Origin of the sequence: Curtobacterium sp. MCBA15_001 (assembly GCF_001864835.1) — a bacterium.
Classification (GTDB): domain Bacteria; phylum Actinomycetota; class Actinomycetes; order Actinomycetales; family Microbacteriaceae; genus Curtobacterium.
Window position 1 is genome coordinate 309,585 of record NZ_MJGI01000021.1, and the last position, 23,980, is coordinate 333,564.

The following is a 23,980-nucleotide window of genomic DNA, read 5'->3' on the forward strand; positions in this document are numbered from 1 at the left end:
TGGGTCACGGGTGCCTCTCGGTCGTGGGGGTCATGGCTTCGATGGCGCTGAGGACGGCTTGGAACCCGGCGAGGTCGAGCCCGGGCCGCCCCTCGTGCTGCAGCACCGCGACCACGGCCGGGGGCAGGACGGCCTCGATCGCACCGCGCTGCTCCGGGTCGTCCAGGTCGAGACGGTGCAGCGTCCAGAGACGGCGCCGGGCGACCGCGCGGACGCGGCCGAGCGCGCGCTCCGGCACGCCACCACGGGACCGCAATGCCCAGGCCGCCTCGGACAGCTCACGTCGGGCGCCGGGTGCGGACCGGACGGGAGGCACGGGCCAGGTCACCGGGGCACCCTCACGGATCGCGGTCCACGTCACCCCCACCGCGGTGACGACACCACCGACCGCGAGCGACTGCACGACGCCCACGCCGAAGAACCAACTCACCCCGGCCGCGACCACGGCGAGCACGAGGACACCGATCACGGCACCCCGGTTCACGGTCGACCCGTCGGGCTCGCGGCCCACTGCCGCTCCAGCGTCTGCAGCGCGCCACGGACGGCCTCGACGTCCGCCGTCGTCGCGGGCACGCCGCCGAACCGCACCGCCAGGTAGCAGCGACGGAGCGTCGCGAGCGCGGTCTCGTCCACGTCGAGCTGCCGGAGGATCCGCGTGGTGAACTCCGTCGGCGTCTCCGCTGCGCCTCGGCGGAAGCCGGCGTCCTCGGCCGACTCCTGCAGCCCGAGCCACGCTGCCGTGACCGCATCGGACGGGTCGCGCTCGGTGCCCAGCATGTCGAGCGCCCGGCCGAGCCCGCGGCGGAGGTGCCGCAGACCGACCTCGACCGAGGGGTCCGTCGTCACCTCGACCGCCAGCCCCGGGACGTCGATGTCCCCCCGGCGCGCTGGTCGTCGGTTGCGGAGGAACCACACGATCGCGAGCACCATGACCGCGACGACGACCACGATCGCCACGACGAGCAGCCACGTGGTGTCGACGTGTCGGGCATCGCCTGCCGCGGGCGGCTGTGGTGCGACCGTGGTGGGTGCGGTGGCGCGTTGCTCCTGCGGGGGCCGGGTGGCCTGGGCGATCGGCGCGGACCAGCGGGCACCGGTCAGGACCGGGCGTGCTCCGAGTCCGGCAGCGACGACGACGAGGGTGCCGAGGGCGAAGGTGGCGATCGCGACGACGGGGAGGCCGCTGCGGTGCGGACCGTCGTCGTTCGCCATGTCGTCACGCTACCCCGGTCTGCCAAGTGATCGAGGTGATCCGATTCGACAACGGCGGAGAACCACCAGCCCTGATCGCTCCTTCTCGTCACTCTGGGCGCTTTGACCGAGTTTGATGAGTTTCTACATCTGATCGAGCGTCCCACTACAAGGGTGTAATTCAGTCAAACGCGGAGTACCGCGCGCCTCGTCTCACGCCCGTCCGCAGCAGCTGTCCTGTCGTGACCAACTGATTCAGGAGCTTCGTGGCCTCCAGGCCAGTGAGGCCTGTGATCTGTCGGACGTCCGCGTTGACGATGTCTCGTTCTCGCGCAGCCTCCAGGACCATTTGAGCGAGCTCTTGTTGCGAGAGTCGGTATGCGGCTGGGGTGGTGAGACGAGGGTGCAGGCTGTACCGGGCAGCACTTCGCTGGCCTGTCTGGCTGAGCAGCTGCCGGTCCCGCAAGCCTTGAAGCACCGCGCGCGCTTCAGTTGAGTCGGTGGTCCCCAGTAGGTCACGCGCGAGTGCGTTCGTGAGCGCTTCGCCTCGAGCGGCATGGATCATGATGAGTCGTTCATGCGGCTCGACCGCATAGGTGCGCTCGAGCTCGCTGATCCACCCTCGCTCCCGCTCGGTTATCGGTCCGCGAAGTGGAAGCGTCACGGTGACGAAGGTTCCAGAGTCCTCGAAAGCCGGGGCATCCAGGAGAGCGTCTCGCATCGAGTCCTGCATCACGTCGATTCCGCGCCCGGCATCCTCGGCGAGAGAAAGAGATCGCAACACTTCGATGATGATGGGATTGCGGGCAGACTGGGCAGCACGCATCGTCTCGACAGTCACCGGCTCCGGAAGACCGCCGGGGGACCGAACGACCACGCGGTCTTCCCGGAGCTCGACGATCGTCGCCGAACGGTCGTGCTCGTAGCTCCGGTGGGCGACGGCATTGGCCACCGCTTCGCGGACGACGACCTCTGGCAACCGCGGCAGGTCATACCGATACACACCACTGACTATCAGATCGGTGCCAAGTTCATCGCTGATGAAACGCGAGGCGTCGCGAACCTGATCATGCAGTGGCCCGTCGAAGACTTGCCGTCGGTCGTAGTTCACGCCCTCCCCGCGATAGCGCCTCACCTCGATGACGCACTTCCTCAGTTCGAGACTGTCCCCTGGGCGAGTGAGCAACAGCGCTCCCGCGACCGTGAGACGGTCCTCGCGCGCGAGGCCCCTCTCACGGAGACGATCAGACAAGTGGCCGTCGGTCATCGACCACCCCTTTGCCGAACCAACCTCCTCGAGGAGTTCGCGATCCGCCTGCTCGATGAGGACGCGTGAGGGGACGCTCTCAAATCGCTGCAGGGCACGGCTGCTGATGAACGAGAAAAGCTCCGTTCCGAGCAGCGCGTGATTGCGGGGCCCGCGCCGGACGAGAACTCGTCCATTGCTGGTCTGAGCGAAGCCCTCCGCGCGCTTGGCCACCTGAACTGCGACCAGGTGCTGCGACCCTACTTCGATCTGGGAGATCGAATATCGACCAAGTTCGTGACATGCAAGCAGAGCCTGGTTGAGCTGCTCGTTCGTACCTTGATCAAGTCGCCGCCCGGCTATATTCCCGTTGTCATCCAGCCCCACGAAGATGACTCCCCCGTTGGTGTTGGAGAGTGCCACTGCGGCTTCACCGATCGGGTTGACTCCAGTCCCTGATTTGAACTCCACCTCGGTCGTCTCGACGGGGAACGCGTGACGGAACGATCCAGGCGTGTACGAGTCAAGGAGGTCCATGGTGCCATCATACACTTTGACCGTCTTAACACACAAGACGCGTAAAAAACTAAATAAACAAATTACTGCGGCATGTCCACGAACCGCGAGAACATCCCGTGGAACGCCACCGTGATCGTGTCCGTCGGCCCGTTGCGGTGCTTCGCCACGATCAGGTCCGCCTCACCCTGGCGCGGGTTGTCCTTCTCGTACGCGGACTCACGGTGCAGCAGGATCACCATGTCGGCGTCTTGCTCGATCGACCCGGACTCACGCAGGTCGGAGATCATCGGCTTCTTGTCGGCACGCTGCTCGGGGCCACGGTTCAGCTGCGACAGCGCGATGACCGGCACCTGGAGCTCCTTGGCCATGAGCTTGAGCGCACGCGAGAACTCGGACACCTCTTGCTGGCGGCTCTCGACCTTCTTGCCCGAGGTCATCAGCTGCAGGTAGTCGATGACCACGAGCTTGAGGTTGTGCTGCTGCTTGAGACGACGGCACTTCGCACGGATCTCGACCAGCGTCATGTTGGGGGAGTCGTCGATGAAGAACGGGGCGTCGTTGATGCGTCCGCGTGTCTGGGCGATGGTGGTCCAGTCACGGGAGTCGACGGTGCCCTTGCGCATGTTCTGCAGCGGCACGCTGGTCTCGGCGGACAGCAGACGCATCGCGATCTCGGCGCGACCCATCTCGAGCGAGAAGAACGCGGCGGTCTGGTCGTGCTTGACGGCGGCGGCGCGACACAGGTCGAGTGCCAGGGTCGACTTGCCGAGCGCGGGGCGCGCGGCGATGATGATCAGCTGCCCGGGGTGGAAGCCGTTCGTCAGGCCGTCGAGCTGGGCGAAGCCGGTCGGCACGCCGGTCATCTGCCCGTCGCGGCCCTTCGCGGCCTCGATCTCGTCGATGGCGGCGGAGATCGCCTCGGTGAGGGGGACGTAGTCCTCGGTCTGCACACCACCGGCGACGTTGTAGACCTCCGCCTGGGCGCTGTTGACCAGGTCGGTGACCTCACCCTCGGACGCGTAGCCCATCTGCACGATGCGGGTCCCGGCGTCGACCAGGCGGCGCAGCACGGCCTTCTCGGCGACGATCGCCGCGTAGTACCCGGCGTTGGCCGCCGTCGGCACCATGCTCGTGACGCTGTGCAGGTACTCGGCGCCGCCGGCCCGTGACAGCAGCCCGGTCTTGGTCAGCTCGTCGGTGACGGCGATGACGTCGGTGGGCTCACCGTGCGAGTACAGCGACAGGATCGCGTCGAAGATGACCTCGTGCTTCGGGATGTAGAAGTCGACGCCGCGAGCGGTCTCGATCACGTCGGCGACGGCGTCCTTCGACAGGAGCATGCCGCCGATCGTGGACTGCTCGGCCAGCAGGTCGTGCGGGGGCGTGCGCTCCATGCCGCCGCGATCGCCGTAGTTGCCACCGCGCTCCGCGTAGTCCTGCGGTGCCGGGTCAAGATGTGCGATCGACACACGTGCTCCTTCAGTTCCAGCGGCCACCCGATCGAGCCGGGACCAGCCAGTTCTACCCCGAGCGACCGACATCCCCTGGTCGCTGGGCCAAGCTACGGGTACGAAGTTATCCCCACAAAACGCCCCTGTGGAAAACCCTGTGGAGGACTCGGGGAACACGCCGGAGCGGTGTGTGGAGTTCTGTGGACAGCGCTGTGGAAACAGGCGTCGAAGAACATACGTTCGACCGCTTGACCTGGGGTTTTCCTTTCCACACTGTGTGTGGACAACTGGGCTTCAATGTGCGCTTGAAGGTTCCGGATTTGACGTTACAGATGTGTGAAACGACTTGACAAACGCGCCTCCGGCGGGAGGTTTCCCGGCTGGTTCCCAGGCAGTCCGGACGGCGCCGGAGCGGTAACCGGCCGAGCCAGCGCACCGACGTCCATCAGGTGACCGGTCGAGCCAACGCACGCCCCGGGAACGACGGAAGGCGGGCCTCCCGAGATGGGAGACCCGCCTTCCGACGGAAGTGGCAGCCTTACTTGGCGGCGACGACCTTGAGCGAGATCACGGCAGTGATGTCCTCGCGCAGACGGACGGTGGCCTCGTGGTCACCGACGGTCTTGATGGTCGCGGGGACCTCGACCTTGCGCTTGTCGAGCGAGCCGACACCCTGGGCCTGGACGGCCTCGGCGACGTCCGCCGGACGGACGGAACCGAAGAGGCGCCCGTCCTTGCCGGCCTTGACGGTCAGCTGGATGGTCGCGTTCTCGAGCTTCATCTTGAGGTCCTGGGCCTCTTCGATGGTGGCGAGCTCGCGCGCGGCACGGCCGGCACGGATTGCCTCGACCTGCTTCTCGCCGCCCTTGGACCACGCGACAGCGAAGCCCTGGGGGACGAGGTAGTTGCGGGCGTAGCCGTTCTTGACGTCGACGACGTCACCGGCGGAGCCGAGGCCAGAGACCTCGTGCGTGAGGATGAGCTTGGACATGGTGATCCTCCGGATCAGCGGCCGGAGCCGGCGTAGGGGAGGAGCGCCATCTCACGGGCGTTCTTCACGGCACGGGCGATGAGGCGCTGCTCCTGGACGGAAACGCCGGTGATGCGACGGGCGCGGATCTTCCCACGCTCCGAGATGAACTTGCGCAGGGTCGCGACGTCCTTGTAGTCGATGACGCCGACCTTGATCGACTTCGCGGGAGCGGCGTTCTTGCCGCCCTTGCCGCGAGGCTTCCGGCGGTCGCCGGTGCTCTTTCCAGCCATGATTTTTCCTTAGGAGAAGAAGAAGTGTTGTGTCCGCGGACGGATCAGAACGGGGTCTCGTCGTCGTAGGTGCCACCGGGGGTCGACCACACGTCGTTCGACTGTGCTCCACCGCCCTGCTGGCCACCCTGCGGGGACCACGGCTCGTCCGAGCGGCCACCGCCGGCGTTCCCGCCGCCGTTGCCACCGAAGTTGCCGCCGCCCGAACCGCCGCCGACCTGGCCGCGTCCGCCGCCACCGCCGCTGCCACCCGCTGCGCGGGTGATCTGTGCGGTCGCGTACCGGAGCGACGGGCCGATCTCGTCGACCTCGAGTTCGATGCTCGTACGCTGCTGGCCCTCACGGTCCTGGTACGAGCGCTGACGCAGACGGCCCTGCGCGATGACGCGCGAGCCCTTCGTCAGCGACCCCGCGACGTGCTCGGCGAACTCGCGCCACACGCTCGCACGGAGGAACAGCGCGTCGCCGTCCTTCCACTCGTTCGCCTGACGGTCGAACGTGCGCGGGGTGGACGCGATGGTGAAGTTCGCCACAGCGAGCCCGTTCTGCGTGTAGCGCAGCTCGGGGTCAGCAGTGAGGTTGCCCACCACCGTGATGACGGTTTCGCCGGCCATCGGTTACTCGGCGCTCGCGGTCGCAGCTGCCGGGGTGGCAGCGGCCTTGCGGGCGGCACGGGCCTCGTCGCGCTGCTTCTGGGCGGCGACCTGCGCCATGCCCTCTTCGGCGCGGAGGACCTTCGTGCGGAGCACGGCCTCGGAGAGACCGAGCTGGCGGTCGAGCTCCTTGGCGGCGTCGGCGGACGACGTGAAGTTCACGACGGCGTAGAGGCCCTCGTTCTTCTTCGCGATCTCGTAGGCGAGACGACGACGGCCCCAGACGTCGACGTTGTCGACGGTGCCACCGCTGTTGCGGATCACGGCGAGGAACTTGTCCAGGCTGGGAGCGACGGTGCGCTCGTCGAGCTCGGGGTCGAGGATCGCCATCAGTTCGTACTGGTGCATGCGGAACCCACCTCCTTTGGTCTTGGCGGCTCCGGGCGGTTCCCGGAACAGGAGGGTTGATGCATGTGCGCCGACACACTGGTGCGGTCGGCACAACCCTGCAAGCTTAGCGGACAGCCTGGAGGCCCGCCACCGGTCCGGCGGATCCGGTGCAGACCGGCGGACCGCACCGATGCGGCGGGGCCGCGCCGGGCCTCCTGGCCGTCAGGCGGTCGCGCCGCGCGCGCTCCACCAGGTGCGCAGCCGGTCCTCGGCCTGGTCCGGGCCGAGGGGACCGTCCTCCATGCGCGCTTCGAGCAGGAAGCGGTAGGCCTCGCCGACCGCACGCCCCGGCGGGATGTCGAGGATCCGCATGATGTCGTCGCCGGTCAGGTCGGGACGGATCGCGTCCAGTTCCTCTTGGTCGGCGAGGACCCGGATGCGCTCCTCGAGGTCGTCGTAGGCGAACGCCAGTCGGTCGGCCTTCCGCCGGTTCCGCGTCGTGACGTCCGAGCGGGTGAGCTCGTGCAGGCGCTCGAGCTGGGGACCGGCGTCCCGGACGTAGCGGCGCACGGCGGAGTCCGTCCAGGCACCGTCGGTGTAGCCGAAGAACCGCAGGTGCAGCTCGATCAGCCGGGCGACCGCGGCGATGGTGTCGTTGTCGAACCGCAGCGCACGCAGCCGCTTCTTCGCCAGCTTGGAGCCGACCAGGTCGTGGTGGTGGAAGCTGACGGCGCCGCCGGGCTCGAGCTTCCGGGTCGCGGGCTTGCCGATGTCGTGCAGGAGCGCCGCGAGCCGCAGCACGGTGTCGGGGGCCGCACCGGCATGCCGTTCGTGCTCGTACCCGATCGCCTGGGTCAGCACCGTGAGGGAGTGCTCGTACACGTCCTTGTGGTGGTGGTGCTCGTCGATCTCGAGCTGCATCGCGGGCAGCTCCGGCAGGAACCGCTCCGCCAGGCCGGTGTCGACGAGCAGGCGGAGCCCGGGCACCGGGTCGTCGGTGTTCAGCAGCTTGACGAGTTCGTCGCGCACGCGCTCGGCGGAGACGATGTCGATGGAGTCGACCAGTTCGGTCATCGCGTCGCGGACCTCGTCGGACACCGTGAACCCGAGCTGCGACGTGAAGCGCGCCGCACGCATCATGCGCAGCGGGTCGTCACGGAACGAGACGGTCGCGGTCTGCGGCGTCCGGAGGCGCTCGGCGAGCAGGTCCTCCACGCCGCCGTGCACGTCGACCAGCGCGCGGTCGGGCAGCCGGAGCGCCATCGCGTTCACGGTGAAGTCGCGGCGCAGCAGGTCGTCCTCGATGGTCTCGCCGAACGCGACCTCGGGCTTGCGGGTCGCACCGTCGTAGACGTCACTGCGGTAGGTCGTGATCTCGACCTGCTCGCCCTCGACCCGTGCGGCGATGGTGCCGAACTGCCGCCCGACGTCCCAGGTGGCACTCGCGATCGGCTCGACGATCGCCAGGACCTGGTCGGGCCGGGCGTCCGTCGTGAAGTCCAGGTCGGTCACCGGGCGCCCCAGGAAGGCGTCGCGCACGGGACCGCCGACGAGCGCGAGTTCGTGCCCCGCCTGGGCGAACGCGCGGGCGAGGACGGCGACGGGCGCGGTGGCGGCGAGTGCGTCGAGTCGTTCGACGGCCTGGGCAACGGACTGCATGACGTCCTCGATCATCCCAGATCGTCACCGCCGGTTGTCCACGACCTCCGCGCGGACGCCCAGGACCTCATGGTCCGCCCTCGTACACTCGTCGGTGGTCCGCACCGATCACGGACCCCACACGCATGCACATCCTCCGAACACCGCTCGCCGCCGCCGCGTCCGTCCTGGTCGCCCTCGGCATCGTCGTCACGCCCGCCTCGGTCACCGCGGCCCAGGCGACGACGGCGTCGGCGTCGGCGTCGGCGTCGGCGTCGACCACGCACGTCGCTCGGCCGGCGGCGGCGGACACGGGAAAGGCCTCGATCGAGATCGCGCCGGCCGACCGGGGCGTGCTGCGGCCCGACCAGGAACTCTCGCTCGCCGTCACGGTGACGAACGACACCGACGCCGAACTGCCCGCCGGCTCCGCCGAACTCGACATCTTCCGGCAGTACGCGGGCACGCGCGACGTCATCAGCGACTGGCTCGCCGACACCAGCACGAACGGTTACCTCGGCGCCCCGATGCAGTCGGTGGACATCCCGAGCGTGCCCGCGCACCGATCGGTCACGCTGGACGACGTCCGCATCGTCGCCGGCAACGTCGGGCTCGGCGGGTACTCCTCGTTCGGTGCCCGGCGCATCGCCGCCGAGTACTCCGCGGGTTCGACCACCGCCGTGGCCCGCTCCGCGATCACCTGGTACCCGAACTACGAACAGACGCCGGTCGGGGTTTCCGTCGCGATGCCGATCACGATGCCACCGAACGCCGGTGCGACGATCAGCGCGAAGGACCTCGCCGCAGCGACCGCGGTCGACGGCACGCTGACGGCACAGCTCGACGCGGCACAGGACCACAACGTCGCGCTGGGGATCGACCCGCGGATCATCGCATCGATCAGGATCCTCGGCGAGAACGCCCCCTCGAGCGCGATCACGTGGTTGCAACGGCTCGAGGGCATGCGCAACGAGACGTTCGCGCTCTCCTACGCCGACGCGGACGTCACCGGGCTGCGGCAGGCGGGCGCGACCGGCATCCTCGCGCCGATCTCCCTCGACCAGCTCGTCGACAAGGCCGACTTCCCCGGCGCGACGACCCCGTCCCCGACGGCCTCCGCCAGCAGCACGGCGACCGCCACCGCGACGGCGTCACCGGGCACCGACCCCACGAGCGACGCCGACCAGTCCGACCCGGGCCAGTCGGAGCCCGGCCAGTCCGACTCCCAGGAGCAGCAGCCGGCGACCATCCCCACGACGGCGCAGCTGCTCGACTTCCCCTACACGATGTCGTCCGTCGCCTGGCCGTCCGACGGCACCGTGGCGGACGATGACCTCAGCGCCCTGACCGCGGCGGGCACGAAGGCGACGGTCGTCTCCAGCAGCAACACCTCGGCCGGCCGTGACACGACGATCGCGGCGTCCGAGAAGATCGACGACCAGCAGGTCCTGGTGTCCGACCAGGGCATGTCCGACCTGCTGCGGGACGCCGCGACGGCCACGACGCAGCGTGCGTGGTCGAGTGCGATGAGCGAACTGACCGCGACGCTGGCCACGGCGTCGCGTCAGGGTGGGACGACCGGCCCGGTGCTGCTCACCCTCGGGCGGGACTGGCCGACCGACTCCGGGCGGCTGCAGCAGGCGCTCGACGCGCTCGAGAGCACCCCGTGGGTGTCGCCGGCGGACCTGTCCACAGCCACGGCCGTCACCCCCGGCTCGATCTCGCTCGCCGGCTCGTCGGACTCCGACGCCCGCCTCGACCAGCTCCGTCGCCTGGTGCAGGCGTCGAAGGACCTCACCGACTTCGCCTCCGCGATCCAGACCCCCGCCGACCTGACCGCGCCGGCACGGGTGGCCGACCTGGCCGCCGCGTCCAACGCCTGGCGCAGCGACGACGGCGGCTTCGTGCAGGCCGTCGACGCCCGAGTGAAGGCGTCGGCGAAGGACGTCTCCAGCGTCGGCATCCTCGACGGCAGCAGCATCACCCTGCTCGGGGACCGCTCCTCGCTGCCGATCTCGGTCCGCAACCGCTCGTCGTACCCGGTCACGGTGTTCCTGACCGTGCAGCCGTCGAACTCGTTCCTGCGCATCGAGAAGAACGCGGTCGAGGTCACGGTCCAGCCCGACTCGTCCAGCCGCGTCACGTTCCCGGTGCAGTCGGTCGCGAACGGCAAGGTCCAGCTCACGATGTCGCTCACCAGCGCGACCGGGGTCCGCATCGCCGATCCGGCAACGGTCGAGATCAACGTCCAGGCGCAGTGGGAGACCTTCATCACGGCGGCCGCCGCGATCGCCGTCATCGCGATCTTCGGGATCGGCATCTACCGCAACGTCCGACGCCGCATCCGGCGTCGCCGGGGCGAGGAGCCGGACGACGAGGACGAGGACCCGAACCGGCTGTACCAGGACCCGTCGGCTGCGGCCGTCGACGAGCCCCGGTCAGGAGGCCCCACCCAGCCCGCCGGAGCGGCCACCGCGCTCGCCACGGTCGGCTCCACCACCCCGATCGCCGCTGCCGAGGAGCCCGCCATCACCACGACCCAGCCGGTGCCCGTCGCCGCGGCCGAACCCGCGCAGCGCAGCCTGGGGCGGGCGAGTGCGATGCTCGCCGCGGGGACCCTCGTCTCGCGGATCCTCGGGTTCGCCAAGACCTTCGTGCTGGCCTACGCCATCGGGCAGAACAAGAGCGTCTCGGCGAACGCGTTCGCGGTCGCGAACCAGCTGCCCAACAACATCTACGCGCTCATCGCGGGTGGTCTGCTCTCTGCGGTGCTGATCCCGCAGATCGTCCGCTCGATGCAGCAGCACCGCGACGGTGGCACCGCGTACATCAACAAGATCGTGACTCTCGGTGGATCGGCGTTCCTCGTGATCACCATCGCAGCCACGGCCTTGGCGCCACTGCTCGTCGGCCTGTACACGTCGAACCCCGGTGGTGACGCGAACCTCAACGGTGCGGCCACGGACCTGGCGGTCGCCTTCGCCTTCTGGTGCCTGCCGCAGATCCTCTTCTACGCTATGTACTCGCTCCTCGGCGAGGTCCTCAACGCGAAGCAGGTCTTCGGTCCCTTCACCTGGGCGCCCCTGCTCAACAACGTGATCGCGATCGCCGGGCTCATCGTCTTCATCGCCCTGTTCGGCACCGACAACACGTCGGTCGGGGAGTGGACCCCCGTGAAGATCATGGTGCTCGCCGGCAGCGCGTCGGTCGGGGTCTTCGCCCAGGCCGCGTTCCTGCCCTTCTTCTGGCGACGCGCCGGCCTGACGTTCCGACCGGACTTCCGGTGGCGCGGCGTCGGGCTGAAGGCCACCGGCACCGCCGCCGGCTGGTTGTTCGCGATGATCCTCGTCACGCAGCTGGCCGGGATCGTGCAGTCACGGGTGGCATGGCTCGGGCAGGACGGCCCCGGCAACGCGGTCCTCGCGAACGCCTGGCTGCTGTTCATGCTCCCGCACTCGATCATCACTGTGTCGATCGCGACGGCGTACTTCACCCGGATGAGCCACGATGCCGAGCGCGGGGACCTGGCAGCCGTGCGCCGCAACCTGTCGACGTCGTTGCGGATCGTCGGTCTGTTCACCGTGTTCGCGTCGGTCGCCCTGATGGTGGTCGCCGTGCCGTTCGGTCGGGTGTACGAAGGCACCTTCGAGAACTCACTCGCCGTGGGCGCCGTGCTCCTCGCCTACATGCCCGGGCTCGTGCTCTTCAGCATGTTGTTCATCATCCAGCGCGTGTTCTGGGCGATGCACGACCACCGGACGCCGTTCCTGATGCAGTGCGTCCAGTCCGCCCTCTTCATCATCGGCGCCCTCGCGGTCTCGACCTTCCCGAGCTCGATCATCGGCATCGGCGTCGCCGCGTGCACCACCCTGGCCGGTTCTGCGCAGACGATCGTCGCACTCGTGCTCGTGCGACGTCGTCTGGGCGGCGTCGACGGTTCGGTCGTGACCCGGTCCCACGTCCAGTTCGTCATCGCGGCGCTCATCGCTGGCGTCGCCGGGGTGCTGGTCGTGAACTTCTTCGGCGGCTTCAGCGCTGACGGCTTCGCCATGTCCGACCGGACCGGCGCGCTGATCACGATCGTCCTGACCGGCGCCGTGATGGTGCTCGTCTACTTCGGCGCCCTGGTCGTCGCGAAGAACGGCGAGGTCCGCGGTGCCGTCGACATGCTCAAGGCCAGGCTCGGGCGCTGACCCGCGCTCCCGGGTGCCGTGGAATGTGCCGCCGGTAGGATGCGTTGACCCGGTCAGAAGCAACGGAAGGGCACTGAAGGCATGCGCCAGCTCATCATCATCGGTTCCGGCCCGGCCGGGTTCACCGCCGGCATCTACGCCGCGCGCGCTCAGCTGCAGCCGCTCATCGTCGCCTCCAGCGTCGAGACGGGCGGCGAGCTCACCAAGACGACCGAGGTCGAGAACTTCCCCGGGTTCCCCGAGGGGATCCAGGGCCCGGACCTCATGATCAAGATGCAGGAACAGGCCGAGCGCTTCGGCGCCGAGGTCCTGTACGACGACGCGGTCTCCGTCGAGCTCACCGGCGACGTCAAGAAGGTCACCGTCGGCTCCGGCGAGACGTACGAGGCCCTCGCGGTCATCTACGCCACCGGTTCGGCCTACCGCCAGCTCGGCCTGCCGGACGAGGAACGCCTGTCCGGCCACGGCGTCTCGTGGTGCGCGACCTGCGACGGCTTCTTCTTCCGCCAGAAGAACATCGCCGTCGTCGGTGGTGGCGACTCCGCGATGGAGGAAGCGACCTTCCTGACCCGCTTCGCCGACAAGGTGACGGTCATCCACCGCAAGGACACCCTGCGTGCGTCGAAGATCATGCAGGACCGCGCGATGAACGACCCGAAGATCGAGTTCGCCTGGAACAAGGAAGTCGTCGGGATCTCCGGCGCGACCGCGGTCGAGGGCGTCACGCTCAAGGACACCGTCACCGGTGAGACCTCCGAGCTGGCCCTCGACGGCCTGTTCATCGCGATCGGCAACGACCCGCGCGTGCACCTGGTCCACCAGCAGCTGCAGCTCGCTCCCGAGGGCACCATCGCGGTCGAGGGCCGGACGTCCAAGGCCGTCGGCGTCCCCGGTGTGTTCGTCGCCGGCGACGTGCTCGACCACACCTACCGGCAGGCGATCACGGCCGCCGGTTCCGGTGCCGTCGCAGCGCTCGACGCGGAGAAGTTCCTCGCCGACCTCGACGACACCCTGACGGACCAGGCCGAGGGCGACACCCCGGTCGAGCCCGTCACCATCTCCGCCTAGGGAATGGTCCGGCGTCCCGCGCCGTTCAACCCACCGCACGACTTCTCGAAGGAGCACACATGTCCAACGCCAAGGCAGTCACCGACGCCACCTTCTCGGACGAGGTCCTGAAGTCCGACAAGACGATCCTCGTCGACTTCTGGGCAGAGTGGTGCGGCCCGTGTCGCGCCGTCTCTCCGATCCTCGACCAGATCGCCGAAGAGCACGCCGGCAAGATCGAGATCGTCAAGCTCAACGTCGACGACAACCCGCAGTCGGCCATGAACTACCAGATCACGTCGATCCCGGCGATGAAGGTGTTCAAGGGCGGCGAGGTCGTCAAGACGGTCATCGGTGCCAAGCCGAAGCCGGCCCTCGAGGCTGACCTCGCGGAGTTCCTCGCGTAGGCACCCGCCCATCGACGCGAACGCCCCGTCCTCCATTCCATCGGAGGGCGGGGCGTTCGTCTGTGCGCCTGCCTGGGTACCGAGGGTCCAGACGTTCAGGATCGGCCTGCGACTCGGAAGCCGGCTCGCGGAGACACATGTCGTACTGTGGCCGGAAGCCATGTGAAACGGAGAACGCGATGACCAACGGCAACAGCCTCGACCCCTGGTACGACTCCTACGCCCAGCGCACCGCCGGGCTGAGCGCCTCCGAGGTCCGAGCCCTGTTCGCCGTCGCCTCGCGCCCCGAGGTGGTCTCGCTCGCCGGTGGCATGCCGTTCGTCTCCGCCCTGCCCCGTGAGCTCGTGACGGGCTCGCTGGACCGCGTGATGGCCGAGGACGCGGCCATGGCGCTGCAGTACGGCGGGGGCCAGGGGCTCCGACAGCTCCGCGAGCACATCGTCGACGTCATGTCGCTCGAGGGCATCCGTGCCAGCGCGGAAGACGTCGTCGTCACGACCGGGTCGCAGCATGCGCTCGACCTCGTCACGCGCCTGTTCATCGACCCGGGCGACGTCGTGCTCGCCGAGTCCCCGTCCTACGTCGGCGCGATCGGTGTGTTCCGCTCGTACCAGGCGGAGACGGTCCACGTGGCGACGGACGAGCACGGGTTGGTCCCCGAGGCCCTGCGCGAGACGATCGCCCGTCTGCGGGCCGCAGGCAAGCGCATGAAGTTCCTCTACACGATCCCGAACTTCCACAACCCCGCCGGCGTCACGATGAGCCGCGAGCGCCGCATCGAGGTGCTCGACATCTGCCGCTCGAACAACATCCTGGTGCTCGAGGACAACCCGTACGGGCTGCTGTGGTTCGACGAGCCGGCTCCCCAGGCGATCCGCTCCATCGACGACGAGGGTGTGGTCTACCTCGGGTCGTTCTCCAAGACCCTCGCGCCGGGCTTCCGTGTCGGCTGGGCCCTCGCCCCGCACGCGATCCGCGAGAAGCTCGTGCTCGCGAACGAGTCCGCCGTCCTCGCCCCCAACTCGTTCGGGCAGTACGTCGTCAACGCGTACCTGGACGCCGCGGACTGGAAGGGCCAGATCGACACCTTCCGGGGCATCTACGCCGAACGCCGCGACGCGATGTTCCAGGCGCTGGGGGAGTTCCTCCCCGACCTCTCCTGGACCCGACCGAACGGTGGGTTCTTCGTCTGGCTGACCCTGCCCGAGTCCCTCGACTCCAAGGCGATGCTCCCGCGCGCGGTCAAGGAGCTCGTCGCGTACACCCCCGGCACCGCGTTCTACGCCGACGGCCGGGGTGCCGGCCACATCCGCCTGTCGTTCTGCTACCCGACGGCCGAACAGATCCGCGTCGGGGTCAAGCGCCTCGCGAACGTCGTGAACGGCGAACTCGAACTGCTCGAGACGTTCGGGTCCACCACTCGCCCGAACCCCGTGGTCCAGCAGGCCACCTCGGTCAGCGCTCCGCCGCCGAACGTCTCCTGACCAGCACTTTCCGTCGTAGCACCGCTCCTCCCGGAGGTCCTCTCGCATGGCCGAGCTCAGCCGTCGTCACGTCGTCGTCGTCGCGGGAGGCATCTCCCACGAACGCGACGTCTCCCTCCGATCGGGGCGCCGCGTCGCCGACTCGCTGACCGGCTACGGCTGGCAGGTCGACCTCCGCGACGCGGACGCGTCGCTCCTGCCCGTCCTGCGCGAGTCACGTCCGGACGTCGTGTGGCCGGCGCTGCACGGCGCCTCCGGAGAGGACGGCGCGCTCCGCGGCATCCTGGAGGCCGTGGACATCCCGTTCGTCGGCTCACGATCGACGTCGGCCCGGCTGGCGTGGGACAAGCCCACCGCTTCGGCGCTGGTCGCCAGGACCGGCGTGCGCACTCCCCGCTCCGTCACGCTCTCCCACGACGTCTTCCGCGAACTCGGGGCCGTCGGAGTCCTCGACGCGATCGCCGCCGAGCACCCGGTGCCGCTCGCCGTGAAGCCCGCACGAGGCGGCAGCGCCCAGGGTGTGACCCTGGTCGAGGACGTCGGAGACCTCCCGCGCGCCATGGTGACCGCGTACACCTACTGTGACGACGTCGTCGTGGAGCAACTCATCCGTGGGACCGAGGTCGCTGTCGGCATCATCGACACCGGGGACGGACCGGTCGCGCTCGCCCCGGTCGAGATCGTTCCGCGGAACGGTTTCTACGGCTTCGAGGCCCGCTACAACGCGGGGGAGACGACGTTCTACACGCCCGCGCGCCTGTCAGAGGAGAACACCGGTGCAGCCTCGGCCGCTGCGGTTGCGGCACATCAGGCACTGGGGCTCCGACACATCTCTCGCGTCGACCTCATCATCGACGGTGCCGGTACTCCATGGTTCCTCGAGGCGAACGTCCTGCCAGGCCTGACCGAGACATCGCTGGTCCCGCAGGCCCTGTCCGCGTCCGGCTTCGACCTCGGGTGGACCTACGCGGAGCTTGCCGAGCAGGCCATCCGGGATCACGCGGTCTAGGTTCCACGTGGAACATCGTCGCTCACGCGCTGTACGGCGTTCTGAGCGACGATCAGGGCGACGACGAATGCCACGGCGCGCAGGGCCTTTTCCGGGCGCTTTCGAGGCTGCTGAGGGCCACATCGGGGCGACACCCGCCCTCGGTGCCGGGAGGACCCGGGCGACGGATAGCACGTCGCTGTCCAGCGCCGCGTGGGCTACCTCGCGCTGAAACGATGAGCCGGGTTTCTCGCATGGGAACGCTCTGGTCATGTCCCCATGCTGGACGGGAGCAGCGACCGTTGTCGAGGAGCGCGCGAAATACGACCGAGCGGACATTCGTACGCGCTACCAAGTCGCTGTCGATGTTCCACGTGAAACGACGGCACAGCCGACGCTCCCGTGTCGGCGCGTCCCATCTTCTGGGCAGATAGCGCGAGCCACAGTTACTTGCGCTCACCGATGTTCCACGTGGAACATCGACCCAGCCGACCTACTCCGCAGCGCCCAGCTCGCCCAGGATCCGGTTGAGATCGGCCGCATTCGCGAAATCGATGGTCACGCGGCCCTTCCGCGCGCCCATGGCGATCTGCACGCGAGTGTTGAGCCGATCTCCGAGCCGCTCCGCGACATCCACGAAATGCGCGTCGCGCTTGCTCGGCTGCACAGGAGCCTTCTTCGGCGCTCCCTGCGCCAGCTGCTGCGCGGCGGCTTCTGCCTGTCGCACCGACAGGTCCTCATTCACGATCTTCTCGGCCAGGTACTCCATCGCCTGCGCGTCCGGCGCTGCGAGGATCGCACGAGCGTGGCCGGCAGACAGGACGCCCGCCGCGACGCGACGCTGCACGGGGGAGGGGAGACGCAGCAGTCGAATCGTGTTCGTGATCTGCGGCCGCGACCGCCCGATCCGCTGTCCGAGCTGCTCCTGGGTGATCCCGAAGTCCGCGAGGAGTTGCTGGTACGCCGACGCCTCTTCAAGCGGGTTGAGCTGTGCGCGGTGGAGGTTCTCCAGCAGCGCGTCGCGCAGCATCGCATCATCGGGGGTTTCCTTGACGATTGCAGGAATCGTCGCGAGCCCGAGCTCCTTCGTTGCGCGGAGTCGACGCTCGCCCATGATGAGCTCGTACTGCGGCTGCGTCCCCGTGGCGCCCTCGATCGGTCGCACCACGACGGGCTGCAGCACGCCGATCTCACGGATCGAGTGCACGAGCTCCTGCAGCTCCTCCTCGCGGAACTCCTTGCGGGGCTGCTGCGCGTTCGGCACGATGTCGAGCGGGTTGAGGTTCGCCAGGCGTGCCCCGGGGACGGCGACCAGGTCCTCAGCGGTCCCACCGTCAACCACCGGGGCGGATGCCGGCGTGCCTCCGGTCGGGAAGAACACGTCCACCGGGCGCTCCTGCTGATCCGGGGTCGTGGGGATGAGGGCGCCGATGCCCCGGCCGAGTCCGGTCCGCTTGGGTGCCATCAGTGCTTCGCTCCTCGTGCTGCGATCTCTGCGGCCGCCTCGAGGTACGAGAGTGAGCCGCTGGAATTGATGTCGTACGCCACGACACTCTGCCCGTAGCTGGGCGCCTCACTCACCCGCACTGATCGGGGGATCATCGCAGTGAGGACCTGTTCGCCGAAGTGCTCACGGACGTCCGCCGCCACCTGGTTCGCCAGGTTCGTGCGACCGTCGTACATCGTCAGCAGGATCGTCGAGACACGCAAGTTCGGGTTGAGGTGTCGTTCGATCAGCTCGATGTTGCGCAGCAACTGGCTGAGCCCCTCCAGCGCGTAGTACTCGCACTGGATGGGGATGAGGACCTCTTGTGCAGCCACGAACGCGTTGATCGTCAGCAACCCGAGCGACGGCGGGCAGTCGATGAAGACGTAGTGGTACGGCTCGTCGAGCGACGACAGGTACTGGTCCAGCGCTGTCCGGAGCCGCTGCTCACGAGCGACGAGCGACACCAGCTCGATCTCGGCGCCGGCGAGGTGGATCGTCGCCGGGACGCACCAGAGCGTGTCGGACTCGGGGGACTGCTGCACGGTGTCGGCGATCGGCGCCTCGTCGACGATCACGTCGTAGATGCTCGCGACTTCTGCCTGGTGGTTCACGCCGAGTGCGGTCGAGGCGTTCCCCTGCGGGTCGAGATCGATCACCAGCACCCGAGCGCCTCCGTGCGCCAGGGCCGCGGCGAGGTTGACGGTCGTCGTGGTCTTCCCGACGCCGCCCTTCTGGTTTGACACCGTGACGATGCGCGTCTGGTCTGGCAGCGGGAACTGCTGCGTGGCGATGGCTCGCCGTCGCCGATTGAGGTTCGCGATCTCGCGAGCGAGTGGTGTCGACGCGTCGTAGTCGGTCGATGAACTCAACGAGTGCCTCTTCCCCGGGTTCAGTGTTTCACGTGGAACGCGGGGCGCTGCGTCCGATCGGGATGCGATCTCAGCGCCGCGCGGCGTCAGTCAACTGTAGCCCGGAACACACGGGTGGTCTCCTCGACCACACCGACTCCCAGTTCGAGGACCTCGACGTCTTCCAGACGCTTCCGCAGGATGACCTTGCGCGCCGCCGCGACCTCGTCATCGACGCGGGCACCCTTCATCAGGATGAGCTGCCCGCCGGAGCGAACGAGCGGCACAGTCAGCGGGATGAGCTTCGACAGTGCACTGACAGCGCGAGCCGTGACCTGATCGAGCACCAGGTCATCGGCGACGTCTTCGGCCCGTGCGCGGACCACGGTGACGTTGTCGAGCCCGATCCGATCGGCCTCCGACTGCAACCACTCCACGCGGCGCTCCATCGGCTCGATGAGCGTCATCGACACGTCGGGCCGAGCGATCGCGAGGACCAACCCAGGCAACCCAGCACCGGAGCCGACGTCGCCGACGTTGGCACCAGCCTCCAGGAGTGGTGCCACCAGGGCAGAATTGAGGATATGTCGGGTCCACAGCCGGGGCAACTCGAGCGGGCCGATCAGGCCCAGTTCCTCACCCCGTCGCGCGAGCTCGTTCGTGAACGACCGGGCCTCGGCGATACGGTCACCGAAGAGCGTCGTCGCGACGGCGGGCTCAGCCTCGAGGACGGGAGCGTCCGTCATCGCGAGACGACGGTGTGGCGATCGCGCCCCTCGCCCTCGGACTCCGAACGGAAGCCCTTCTCGGCGACCAGGTCGTGCACGAGCTTGCGCTCGTACGACGACATCGGGGGGAGCGCCGCGGTCGGGGAGCCGGCTTCGATCCGCTCGACCGCGGTGTCGACCAGGCGCTGCAGCTCCGACGCACGGGCGTCTCGGGAGCCGCCGACGTCCAGGATCAGCCGGCTGAACTCGCCCGTCTCCGCCTGCACAGCGATCCGCGTGAGCTCCTGCAGTGCCGACACCGTCTCCGGCTTCGCCAGCACGCGCAGGGCATTGCCCTCGTCGGTGACGGACAGGTACACGCGCCCAGCACGCTCCTCGATCTCGATGTCCCCGTCGAGGTCGCAGATGTCGAGGAGCTCCTCGATGTAGTCGGCAGCGATGTCCGCTTCGTCGCGGGCGTCCTCCGAAGCGTCATCGTCGGGCACGCCGTCGGTCGTGGCGTCGTCGACGATCGTGTCGTGGTCAGTCGGGTCCTGGTCGACCGTCACGGCGGCGTCCTGCTCGGTCACTTGCTCTTCCCGTTCTTCTTCGAGCGCTGCTTGCCCACGGGCTGCTGGCGCTGGGTCGTGATGCGCACGGCTTCCATCTCGGCCGCGCCGGCACCGGCACCGGCCTCGGCGAGGACGCCGGCCGGGACGCCCCGACGCTGTGCCTTCTTGGCCAGTCGGGCTTCTCGGGCGAGCGCCGCCTCGGAACCGGGCGTCGGCATGCTGCGGATGACGAAGTACTGCTGCGCCATCGTCCAGAGGTTCGAGGCCAGCCAGTAGAACATGACGCCCAGGGGGAACGACAGACCCGAGATCACGAAGATCAGGGGGAGCACGTACAGCATCATCTTCTGCTGGCGGTACATCGGAGACTCCTTGGTCTCCGGCGACATGTTCTTCGCGACGAGCTGCAGCTGGGTGATGAACTGCGACGCGGTCATCACGACGATCATGAAGCCCGCGATGACCCGGACCTCCCACCCGGAGGCGTTCGTGAAGGTCTCGTGCAGGGGAGCGCCGAACAGGGCCGCGTTGCCGAAGTCCCGTGCCAGGTCGTTCGTGAGCAGGCCGATGCCGGTCTTGTTGATCTGCGCCTCGTGCAGCACCGAGTACAGCGAGAAGAAGATCGGCATCTGCAGCAGCAGCGGCAGGCAGGAGCTGAGGGGGTTGGTCCCGGTCTCCTTGTACAGCGCCATGGTCTCGCGGCTCATGGCCTCACGCGAGAACTGGTCCTTCTTGCCCTTGTACTTGTCCTGGATCTTCTTCAGCTGCGGCGCGACCTCGAGCATGCGGCGCTGCGACTTGATCTGCCGCACGAAGATCGGGATCAGGGCGGCCCGGACCACGAAGGTCAGGAAGATGATCGAGAGCACCCACGTGATGCCCGCCGACGGGTCCATGCCGAGGTTCTCGAAGACCCAGTGGAAGCCGACGAGGATGGCGGACACCACCCACTTGAGGGGCCAGAGGATCGTTCCGATGAGGTCCATGAGGACGGTCACGCCTTTCGAGTGCGCTGGGGGAGCAGGACCGGGCGGAGGGAGCCGACCGAGGACTGCGATTGCTGCGGCACCGGCGCCAGGACGAACCCGAACCGGTTGACGAGGTAGGGCTGACGACGCTCAGGGACGTCGTCGATGCCGCCGGCAGCCCAGGGGTTGCAGCGGCCGATGCGCCAGGCGCCCATCGCGGTCCCGCGCACGACGCCGTACTGCTGGATCGCTTCGAGCGCGTAGCGCGAGCACGAGGGGTGGTAGCGGCAGACGTTGCCGTACAGGGGGGAGATGACGGCACGGTAGGCCCGGAGCACGACGACGCAGGCGTTGCGCGGGAGCAACGCCACGGTCCACAGGACACGCTTCAGGAGCGTCCGGTTCATGCTGCCTTCTCCACACCGCGCGCGAACGATCGCGAGACGTCTTCGAGCAGGGTAGGCCATGTGGCCTGCGGAGCGGCTGGCAGTGCGCGGACCACCACGTCGTACCCGGAGGGGTGCGACTGCAGCAGTTCGTGCGCGATGCCCTTGAGCCGGCGGCGCACCAGGTTCCGCGTGACCGCGTTCCCCACGGTCTTGGCCACGATGAACCCGAACCGCGTGGGTCCCGCCGTGTCCGCAGTCCGTCGGACGACCGACACGACGACCGTGCCAGCCGCCACGCGACGACCACGGCGCACGGTCATCCGGTAGTCGTCACCGCGGACGATCCGGTTCGCGCGGGCGATCACGACGTGGCCTCAGCTGCTGTGACCCCGCCGACCCAGACGTCGCGGCACACCGAAGCGCCGCGCGGCAGGACACGGGGTCCAGCCGGCGCGGCGCTGGGAGCGACGACCGTCGGGTCGAGCAGGATCAGCTCACGCAGAGCAGATCAAGCAGACAGCTCGGTGCGGCCCTTGGCGCGGCGTGCGGCCAGGATGGCGCGACCGGCACGGGTCCGCATGCGGAGACGGAAGCCGTGCTTCTTGGCGCGACGACGGTTGTTCGGCTGGAAGGTGCGCTTGCTCATGATCTTCTCCATACGGCCGCACGAGGCTGGCCGTCACGAATGGGGGTGGTTGACGCAGGTGGGCGCGACCAAGGGGCCGCAGTCAACTGGACAACGGTACGTGACGGAGTGGCCCCAGGTCAAACCCCGCACGTCACCTCGACGACCGCCACCGGCCGCCAGCTGCGGGGAGCGACCGTTCTCCACACTGGGGACAACTTCTGTTCGGTGGGACCCGCTCCGGTCCTTTACAGTGGTGTGATCGAACCGCCCTGCGGCCCGGTACGACAGGGAAGTACCACTCCTGCACCGACTCGGGCGGTCGATGCAGCGACTGTGGACAACCCTGTGGGCAAGTCAGGCGGTCCGGGGCGTCGACGAGGTCGCCCCAGCCTGCGTACGAATCTGCGCACGAACCACGCGCAGACACAGATGCGCAGACACAATGCGCTCACACAACCGCGACCGCCCCTCGGTGCAGCACGACCGCGGCACCCGACAACACGAGACCTGGAGACGAGCGCGACATGACGATGCCGGCCGACCCCGTCGAGGACCTCTGGTCCTCGGTCCTCGGACTCCTCGCGGACGACGACCGCATCACGCCGCAGCTCAAGGGCTTCCTCAGCCTCGTCGAGCCCAAGGGCGTCCTGGCCGGCACCCTGTACCTCGAGGTACCGAACGACCTGACCCGCGGGATGCTCGAGCAGCGGATCCGGGTCCCCATCACCGAAGCGGTCTCGCGCGTCGGTGACGACTCCGTCGCGAACTTCGCGATCACCGTGAACCCGGACATGGCCTCCGAGCCGCGGGTCGAGCCCTCGGTCCCCGCGTACGCCGAACCGACCCAGACCCCGGTGGAGCAGAGCGCCGCTCCCCGCCAGTACATCGAGGCGCCGTTCGTCCCGAGCCAGATCGACGCCCCGGGCACGAGCGGTCGACCGGAGTCGCGGCTCAACCCCAAGTACAACTTCGACAACTTCGTCATCGGGGCCTCGAACCGGTTCGCGCACGCCGCAGCCGTCGCGGTCGCCGAGGCACCAGCCAAGGCCTACAACCCGCTCTTCATCTACGGGGACTCCGGCCTCGGCAAGACGCACCTGCTGCACGCGATCGGCCACTACGCCGAGAGCCTCTACCCGGGGATCCGCGTCCGGTACGTCTCGAGTGAGGAGTTCACGAACGACTTCATCAACTCGATCGCGAACAACCGCTCGAACCAGTTCCAGCAGCGGTACCGCGACATCGACATCCTGCTGATCGACGACATCCAGTTCCTGCAGGGCAAGGACTCGACGCAAGAGGCCTTCTTCCACACCTTCAACACGCTGCACGACCACAACAAGCAGGTCGTCATCACGTCGGACGTCGCACCGAAGCACCTGACCGGCTTCGAGGACCGGATGCGCAGTCGGTTCGAGTGGGGGCTCATCACCGACGTCCAGGCCCCCGACCTCGAGACCCGCATCGCGATCCTCCGCAAGAAGGCGCAGTCGGACCACCTGCAGGTACCGGACGACATCCTCGAGTTCATGGCGTCGAAGGTGTCGAGCAACATCCGCGAGCTCGAGGGCACGCTCATCCGCGTGACCGCGTTCGCGAGCCTGAACCGGACGGCCGTCGACATGGCGCTGGTGCAGACGGTCCTCAAGGACCTGATCACCCTGGACGAGGACAACGTCATCGCGCCGACGGACATCATCAACCACACCGCGGAGTACTTCAAGCTCTCCGTCGACGACCTCTACGGCTCGTCCCGTTCGCAGGCGATCGCCACAGCCCGGCAGATCGCGATGTACCTGTGCCGTGAGCTGACGAGCCTGTCGCTGCCGAAGATCGGGCAGCTGTTCGGCAACCGTGACCACACGACCGTCATGTACGCGAACAAGAAGATCGCCGAGCTCATGAAGGAGCGACGGTCCATCTACAACCAAGTGACCGAGCTCACGAGCCGCATCAAGCAGGACCGCCG

At 68.3% G+C, this 23,980-nt stretch carries 23 protein-coding genes; 6 read left to right on the forward strand and 17 right to left on the reverse strand.

Features of this window, described 5'->3' with window-relative positions; all coding sequences use genetic code 11:
* Positions 1–4: 4 nt before the first annotated feature.
* The 9 genes from BIU90_RS07975 to BIU90_RS08015 form a co-directional block, all read right to left on the reverse strand.
* Entirely contained in the window at positions 5–484 is a 480-nt protein-coding gene (locus BIU90_RS07975; protein WP_139195173.1) for a hypothetical protein, read from the reverse strand.
* Complete coding sequence (locus BIU90_RS07980) at positions 481–1,212, reverse strand: DUF4129 domain-containing protein (protein WP_071299677.1); 732 nt, start codon at positions 1,210–1,212, stop codon at positions 481–483. Before BIU90_RS07980 ends, BIU90_RS07975 begins: the two co-directional genes overlap by 4 nt.
* A 160-nt stretch (positions 1,213–1,372) precedes the next feature.
* Positions 1,373–2,974, reverse strand: coding sequence for an ATP-binding protein (locus tag BIU90_RS07985; protein WP_083403791.1), 1,602 nt, complete (start codon positions 2,972–2,974; stop codon positions 1,373–1,375).
* Between the two features lie 62 nt (positions 2,975–3,036).
* Positions 3,037–4,350 carry a replicative DNA helicase gene (dnaB, locus tag BIU90_RS07990; RefSeq protein ID WP_111106181.1) on the reverse strand — a complete coding sequence of 438 codons (1,314 nt, stop codon included), beginning with the start codon at positions 4,348–4,350 and terminating at the stop codon, positions 3,037–3,039.
* 595 nt (positions 4,351–4,945) lie between these two features.
* Positions 4,946–5,398, reverse strand: a complete 453-nt coding sequence (gene rplI, locus BIU90_RS07995) for a 50S ribosomal protein L9 (RefSeq protein WP_071299680.1) — start codon at positions 5,396–5,398, stop codon at positions 4,946–4,948.
* 14 nt (positions 5,399–5,412) lie between these two features.
* Entirely contained in the window at positions 5,413–5,670 is a 258-nt protein-coding gene (gene rpsR / locus BIU90_RS08000) for a 30S ribosomal protein S18 (protein ID WP_017887834.1), read from the reverse strand.
* 44 nt (positions 5,671–5,714) lie between these two features.
* Positions 5,715–6,284: a single-stranded DNA-binding protein gene (locus tag BIU90_RS08005; RefSeq protein WP_071299681.1), complete on the reverse strand. Its 570-nt coding sequence runs from the start codon at positions 6,282–6,284 to the stop codon at positions 5,715–5,717.
* Between the two features lie 3 nt (positions 6,285–6,287).
* Positions 6,288–6,671, reverse strand: coding sequence for a 30S ribosomal protein S6 (gene rpsF / locus BIU90_RS08010; protein WP_071299682.1), 384 nt, complete (start codon positions 6,669–6,671; stop codon positions 6,288–6,290).
* 204 nt (positions 6,672–6,875) lie between these two features.
* Positions 6,876–8,312, reverse strand: coding sequence for a CCA tRNA nucleotidyltransferase (locus tag BIU90_RS08015; RefSeq protein ID WP_071299794.1), 1,437 nt, complete (start codon positions 8,310–8,312; stop codon positions 6,876–6,878).
* A gap of 125 nt (positions 8,313–8,437) precedes the next feature.
* Here BIU90_RS08015 and BIU90_RS18995 point away from each other — a divergent pair, with 125 nt between their 5' ends.
* From BIU90_RS18995 to BIU90_RS08040, 5 genes are all read left to right on the forward strand, one after another.
* Complete coding sequence (locus BIU90_RS18995) at positions 8,438–12,484, forward strand: DUF6049 family protein (protein WP_254786976.1); 4,047 nt, start codon at positions 8,438–8,440, stop codon at positions 12,482–12,484.
* 81 nt (positions 12,485–12,565) lie between these two features.
* Positions 12,566–13,552, forward strand: a complete 987-nt coding sequence (gene trxB / locus BIU90_RS08025; protein WP_071299683.1) for a thioredoxin-disulfide reductase — start codon at positions 12,566–12,568, stop codon at positions 13,550–13,552.
* A 59-nt stretch (positions 13,553–13,611) separates the two neighbouring features.
* On the forward strand, positions 13,612–13,938 hold the full coding sequence (gene trxA / locus BIU90_RS08030; RefSeq protein ID WP_017887828.1) for a thioredoxin: 327 nt from the start codon (positions 13,612–13,614) through the stop codon (positions 13,936–13,938).
* Between the two features lie 179 nt (positions 13,939–14,117).
* Positions 14,118–15,422 (forward strand): PLP-dependent aminotransferase family protein, encoded by a 1,305-nt coding sequence (locus tag BIU90_RS08035; RefSeq protein WP_139195174.1) that lies wholly within the window; start codon positions 14,118–14,120, stop codon positions 15,420–15,422.
* A 46-nt stretch (positions 15,423–15,468) separates the two neighbouring features.
* Positions 15,469–16,431, forward strand: coding sequence for a D-alanine--D-alanine ligase (locus BIU90_RS08040; protein WP_071299685.1), 963 nt, complete (start codon positions 15,469–15,471; stop codon positions 16,429–16,431).
* Positions 16,432–16,903: 472 nt separating this feature from the next.
* On the opposite strand, the gene BIU90_RS08045 is transcribed toward BIU90_RS08040, so the two are convergent.
* The 8 genes from BIU90_RS08045 to rpmH all read right to left on the reverse strand — a co-directional run bounded on the left by BIU90_RS08045 (position 16,904) and on the right by rpmH (position 22,029).
* Positions 16,904–17,875, reverse strand: a complete 972-nt coding sequence (locus tag BIU90_RS08045) for a ParB/RepB/Spo0J family partition protein (protein WP_071299686.1) — start codon at positions 17,873–17,875, stop codon at positions 16,904–16,906.
* Entirely contained in the window at positions 17,875–18,792 is a 918-nt protein-coding gene (locus tag BIU90_RS08050; RefSeq protein ID WP_071299687.1) for a ParA family protein, read from the reverse strand. The genes BIU90_RS08045 and BIU90_RS08050 overlap by 1 nt, the downstream gene beginning before the upstream one ends.
* A 62-nt stretch (positions 18,793–18,854) precedes the next feature.
* Positions 18,855–19,493 carry a 16S rRNA (guanine(527)-N(7))-methyltransferase RsmG gene (rsmG, locus tag BIU90_RS08055; protein WP_071299688.1) on the reverse strand — a complete coding sequence of 213 codons (639 nt, stop codon included), beginning with the start codon at positions 19,491–19,493 and terminating at the stop codon, positions 18,855–18,857.
* Positions 19,490–19,960, reverse strand: a complete 471-nt coding sequence (locus BIU90_RS08060) for a R3H domain-containing nucleic acid-binding protein (RefSeq protein WP_254786984.1) — start codon at positions 19,958–19,960, stop codon at positions 19,490–19,492. The genes rsmG and BIU90_RS08060 overlap by 4 nt, the downstream gene beginning before the upstream one ends.
* A gap of 80 nt (positions 19,961–20,040) precedes the next feature.
* Positions 20,041–21,012, reverse strand: coding sequence for a membrane protein insertase YidC (gene yidC / locus BIU90_RS08065; RefSeq protein ID WP_071299797.1), 972 nt, complete (start codon positions 21,010–21,012; stop codon positions 20,041–20,043).
* An 8-nt stretch (positions 21,013–21,020) separates the two neighbouring features.
* A complete protein-coding gene (gene yidD, locus BIU90_RS08070; protein ID WP_071299689.1) occupies positions 21,021–21,401 on the reverse strand; it encodes a membrane protein insertion efficiency factor YidD in 381 nt (126 codons plus the stop codon).
* Positions 21,398–21,748: a ribonuclease P protein component gene (rnpA, locus tag BIU90_RS08075; RefSeq protein WP_071299690.1), complete on the reverse strand. Its 351-nt coding sequence runs from the start codon at positions 21,746–21,748 to the stop codon at positions 21,398–21,400. The genes yidD and rnpA overlap by 4 nt, the downstream gene beginning before the upstream one ends.
* A 143-nt stretch (positions 21,749–21,891) precedes the next feature.
* The gene (gene rpmH / locus BIU90_RS08080) at positions 21,892–22,029 is read right to left on the reverse strand and encodes a 50S ribosomal protein L34 (RefSeq protein WP_071299798.1); all 138 of its coding nucleotides are present in this window, start codon (positions 22,027–22,029) and stop codon (positions 21,892–21,894) included.
* A 506-nt stretch (positions 22,030–22,535) separates the two neighbouring features.
* Here rpmH and dnaA point away from each other — a divergent pair.
* Positions 22,536–23,980 (forward strand): chromosomal replication initiator protein DnaA (dnaA, locus tag BIU90_RS08085; protein WP_071299691.1); only part of this gene is annotated, 1,445 nt, incomplete at its 3' end.

What these genes read in the sequence shown, in the direction of transcription:
- BIU90_RS08005 (WP_071299681.1), bottom strand. Translation starts at nt 6,284, where the DNA reads ATGGCCGGCGAAACCGTCATCACGGTGGTGGGCAACCTCACTGCTGAC.
- trxB (WP_071299683.1), top strand. Translation starts at nt 12,566, where the DNA reads ATGCGCCAGCTCATCATCATCGGTTCCGGCCCGGCCGGGTTCACCGCC.
- rpsR (WP_017887834.1), bottom strand. Translation starts at nt 5,670, where the DNA reads ATGGCTGGAAAGAGCACCGGCGACCGCCGGAAGCCTCGCGGCAAGGGC.
- BIU90_RS08015 (WP_071299794.1), bottom strand. Translation starts at nt 8,312, where the DNA reads ATGCAGTCCGTTGCCCAGGCCGTCGAACGACTCGACGCACTCGCCGCC.
- BIU90_RS08035 (WP_139195174.1), top strand. Translation starts at nt 14,118, where the DNA reads ATGACCAACGGCAACAGCCTCGACCCCTGGTACGACTCCTACGCCCAG.
- BIU90_RS08045 (WP_071299686.1), bottom strand. Translation starts at nt 17,875, where the DNA reads ATGGCACCCAAGCGGACCGGACTCGGCCGGGGCATCGGCGCCCTCATC.
- BIU90_RS08040 (WP_071299685.1), top strand. Translation starts at nt 15,469, where the DNA reads ATGGCCGAGCTCAGCCGTCGTCACGTCGTCGTCGTCGCGGGAGGCATC.
- dnaB (WP_111106181.1), bottom strand. Translation starts at nt 4,350, where the DNA reads ATGGAGCGCACGCCCCCGCACGACCTGCTGGCCGAGCAGTCCACGATC.
- BIU90_RS07980 (WP_071299677.1), bottom strand. Translation starts at nt 1,212, where the DNA reads ATGGCGAACGACGACGGTCCGCACCGCAGCGGCCTCCCCGTCGTCGCG.
- yidD (WP_071299689.1), bottom strand. Translation starts at nt 21,401, where the DNA reads ATGAACCGGACGCTCCTGAAGCGTGTCCTGTGGACCGTGGCGTTGCTC.
- BIU90_RS07985 (WP_083403791.1), bottom strand. Translation starts at nt 2,974, where the DNA reads ATGGACCTCCTTGACTCGTACACGCCTGGATCGTTCCGTCACGCGTTC.
- rsmG (WP_071299688.1), bottom strand. Translation starts at nt 19,493, where the DNA reads ATGACGGACGCTCCCGTCCTCGAGGCTGAGCCCGCCGTCGCGACGACG.
- rplI (WP_071299680.1), bottom strand. Translation starts at nt 5,398, where the DNA reads ATGTCCAAGCTCATCCTCACGCACGAGGTCTCTGGCCTCGGCTCCGCC.
- yidC (WP_071299797.1), bottom strand. Translation starts at nt 21,012, where the DNA reads ATGGACCTCATCGGAACGATCCTCTGGCCCCTCAAGTGGGTGGTGTCC.
- BIU90_RS18995 (WP_254786976.1), top strand. Translation starts at nt 8,438, where the DNA reads ATGCACATCCTCCGAACACCGCTCGCCGCCGCCGCGTCCGTCCTGGTC.
- trxA (WP_017887828.1), top strand. Translation starts at nt 13,612, where the DNA reads ATGTCCAACGCCAAGGCAGTCACCGACGCCACCTTCTCGGACGAGGTC.
- rpsF (WP_071299682.1), bottom strand. Translation starts at nt 6,671, where the DNA reads ATGCACCAGTACGAACTGATGGCGATCCTCGACCCCGAGCTCGACGAG.
- rpmH (WP_071299798.1), bottom strand. Translation starts at nt 22,029, where the DNA reads ATGAGCAAGCGCACCTTCCAGCCGAACAACCGTCGTCGCGCCAAGAAG.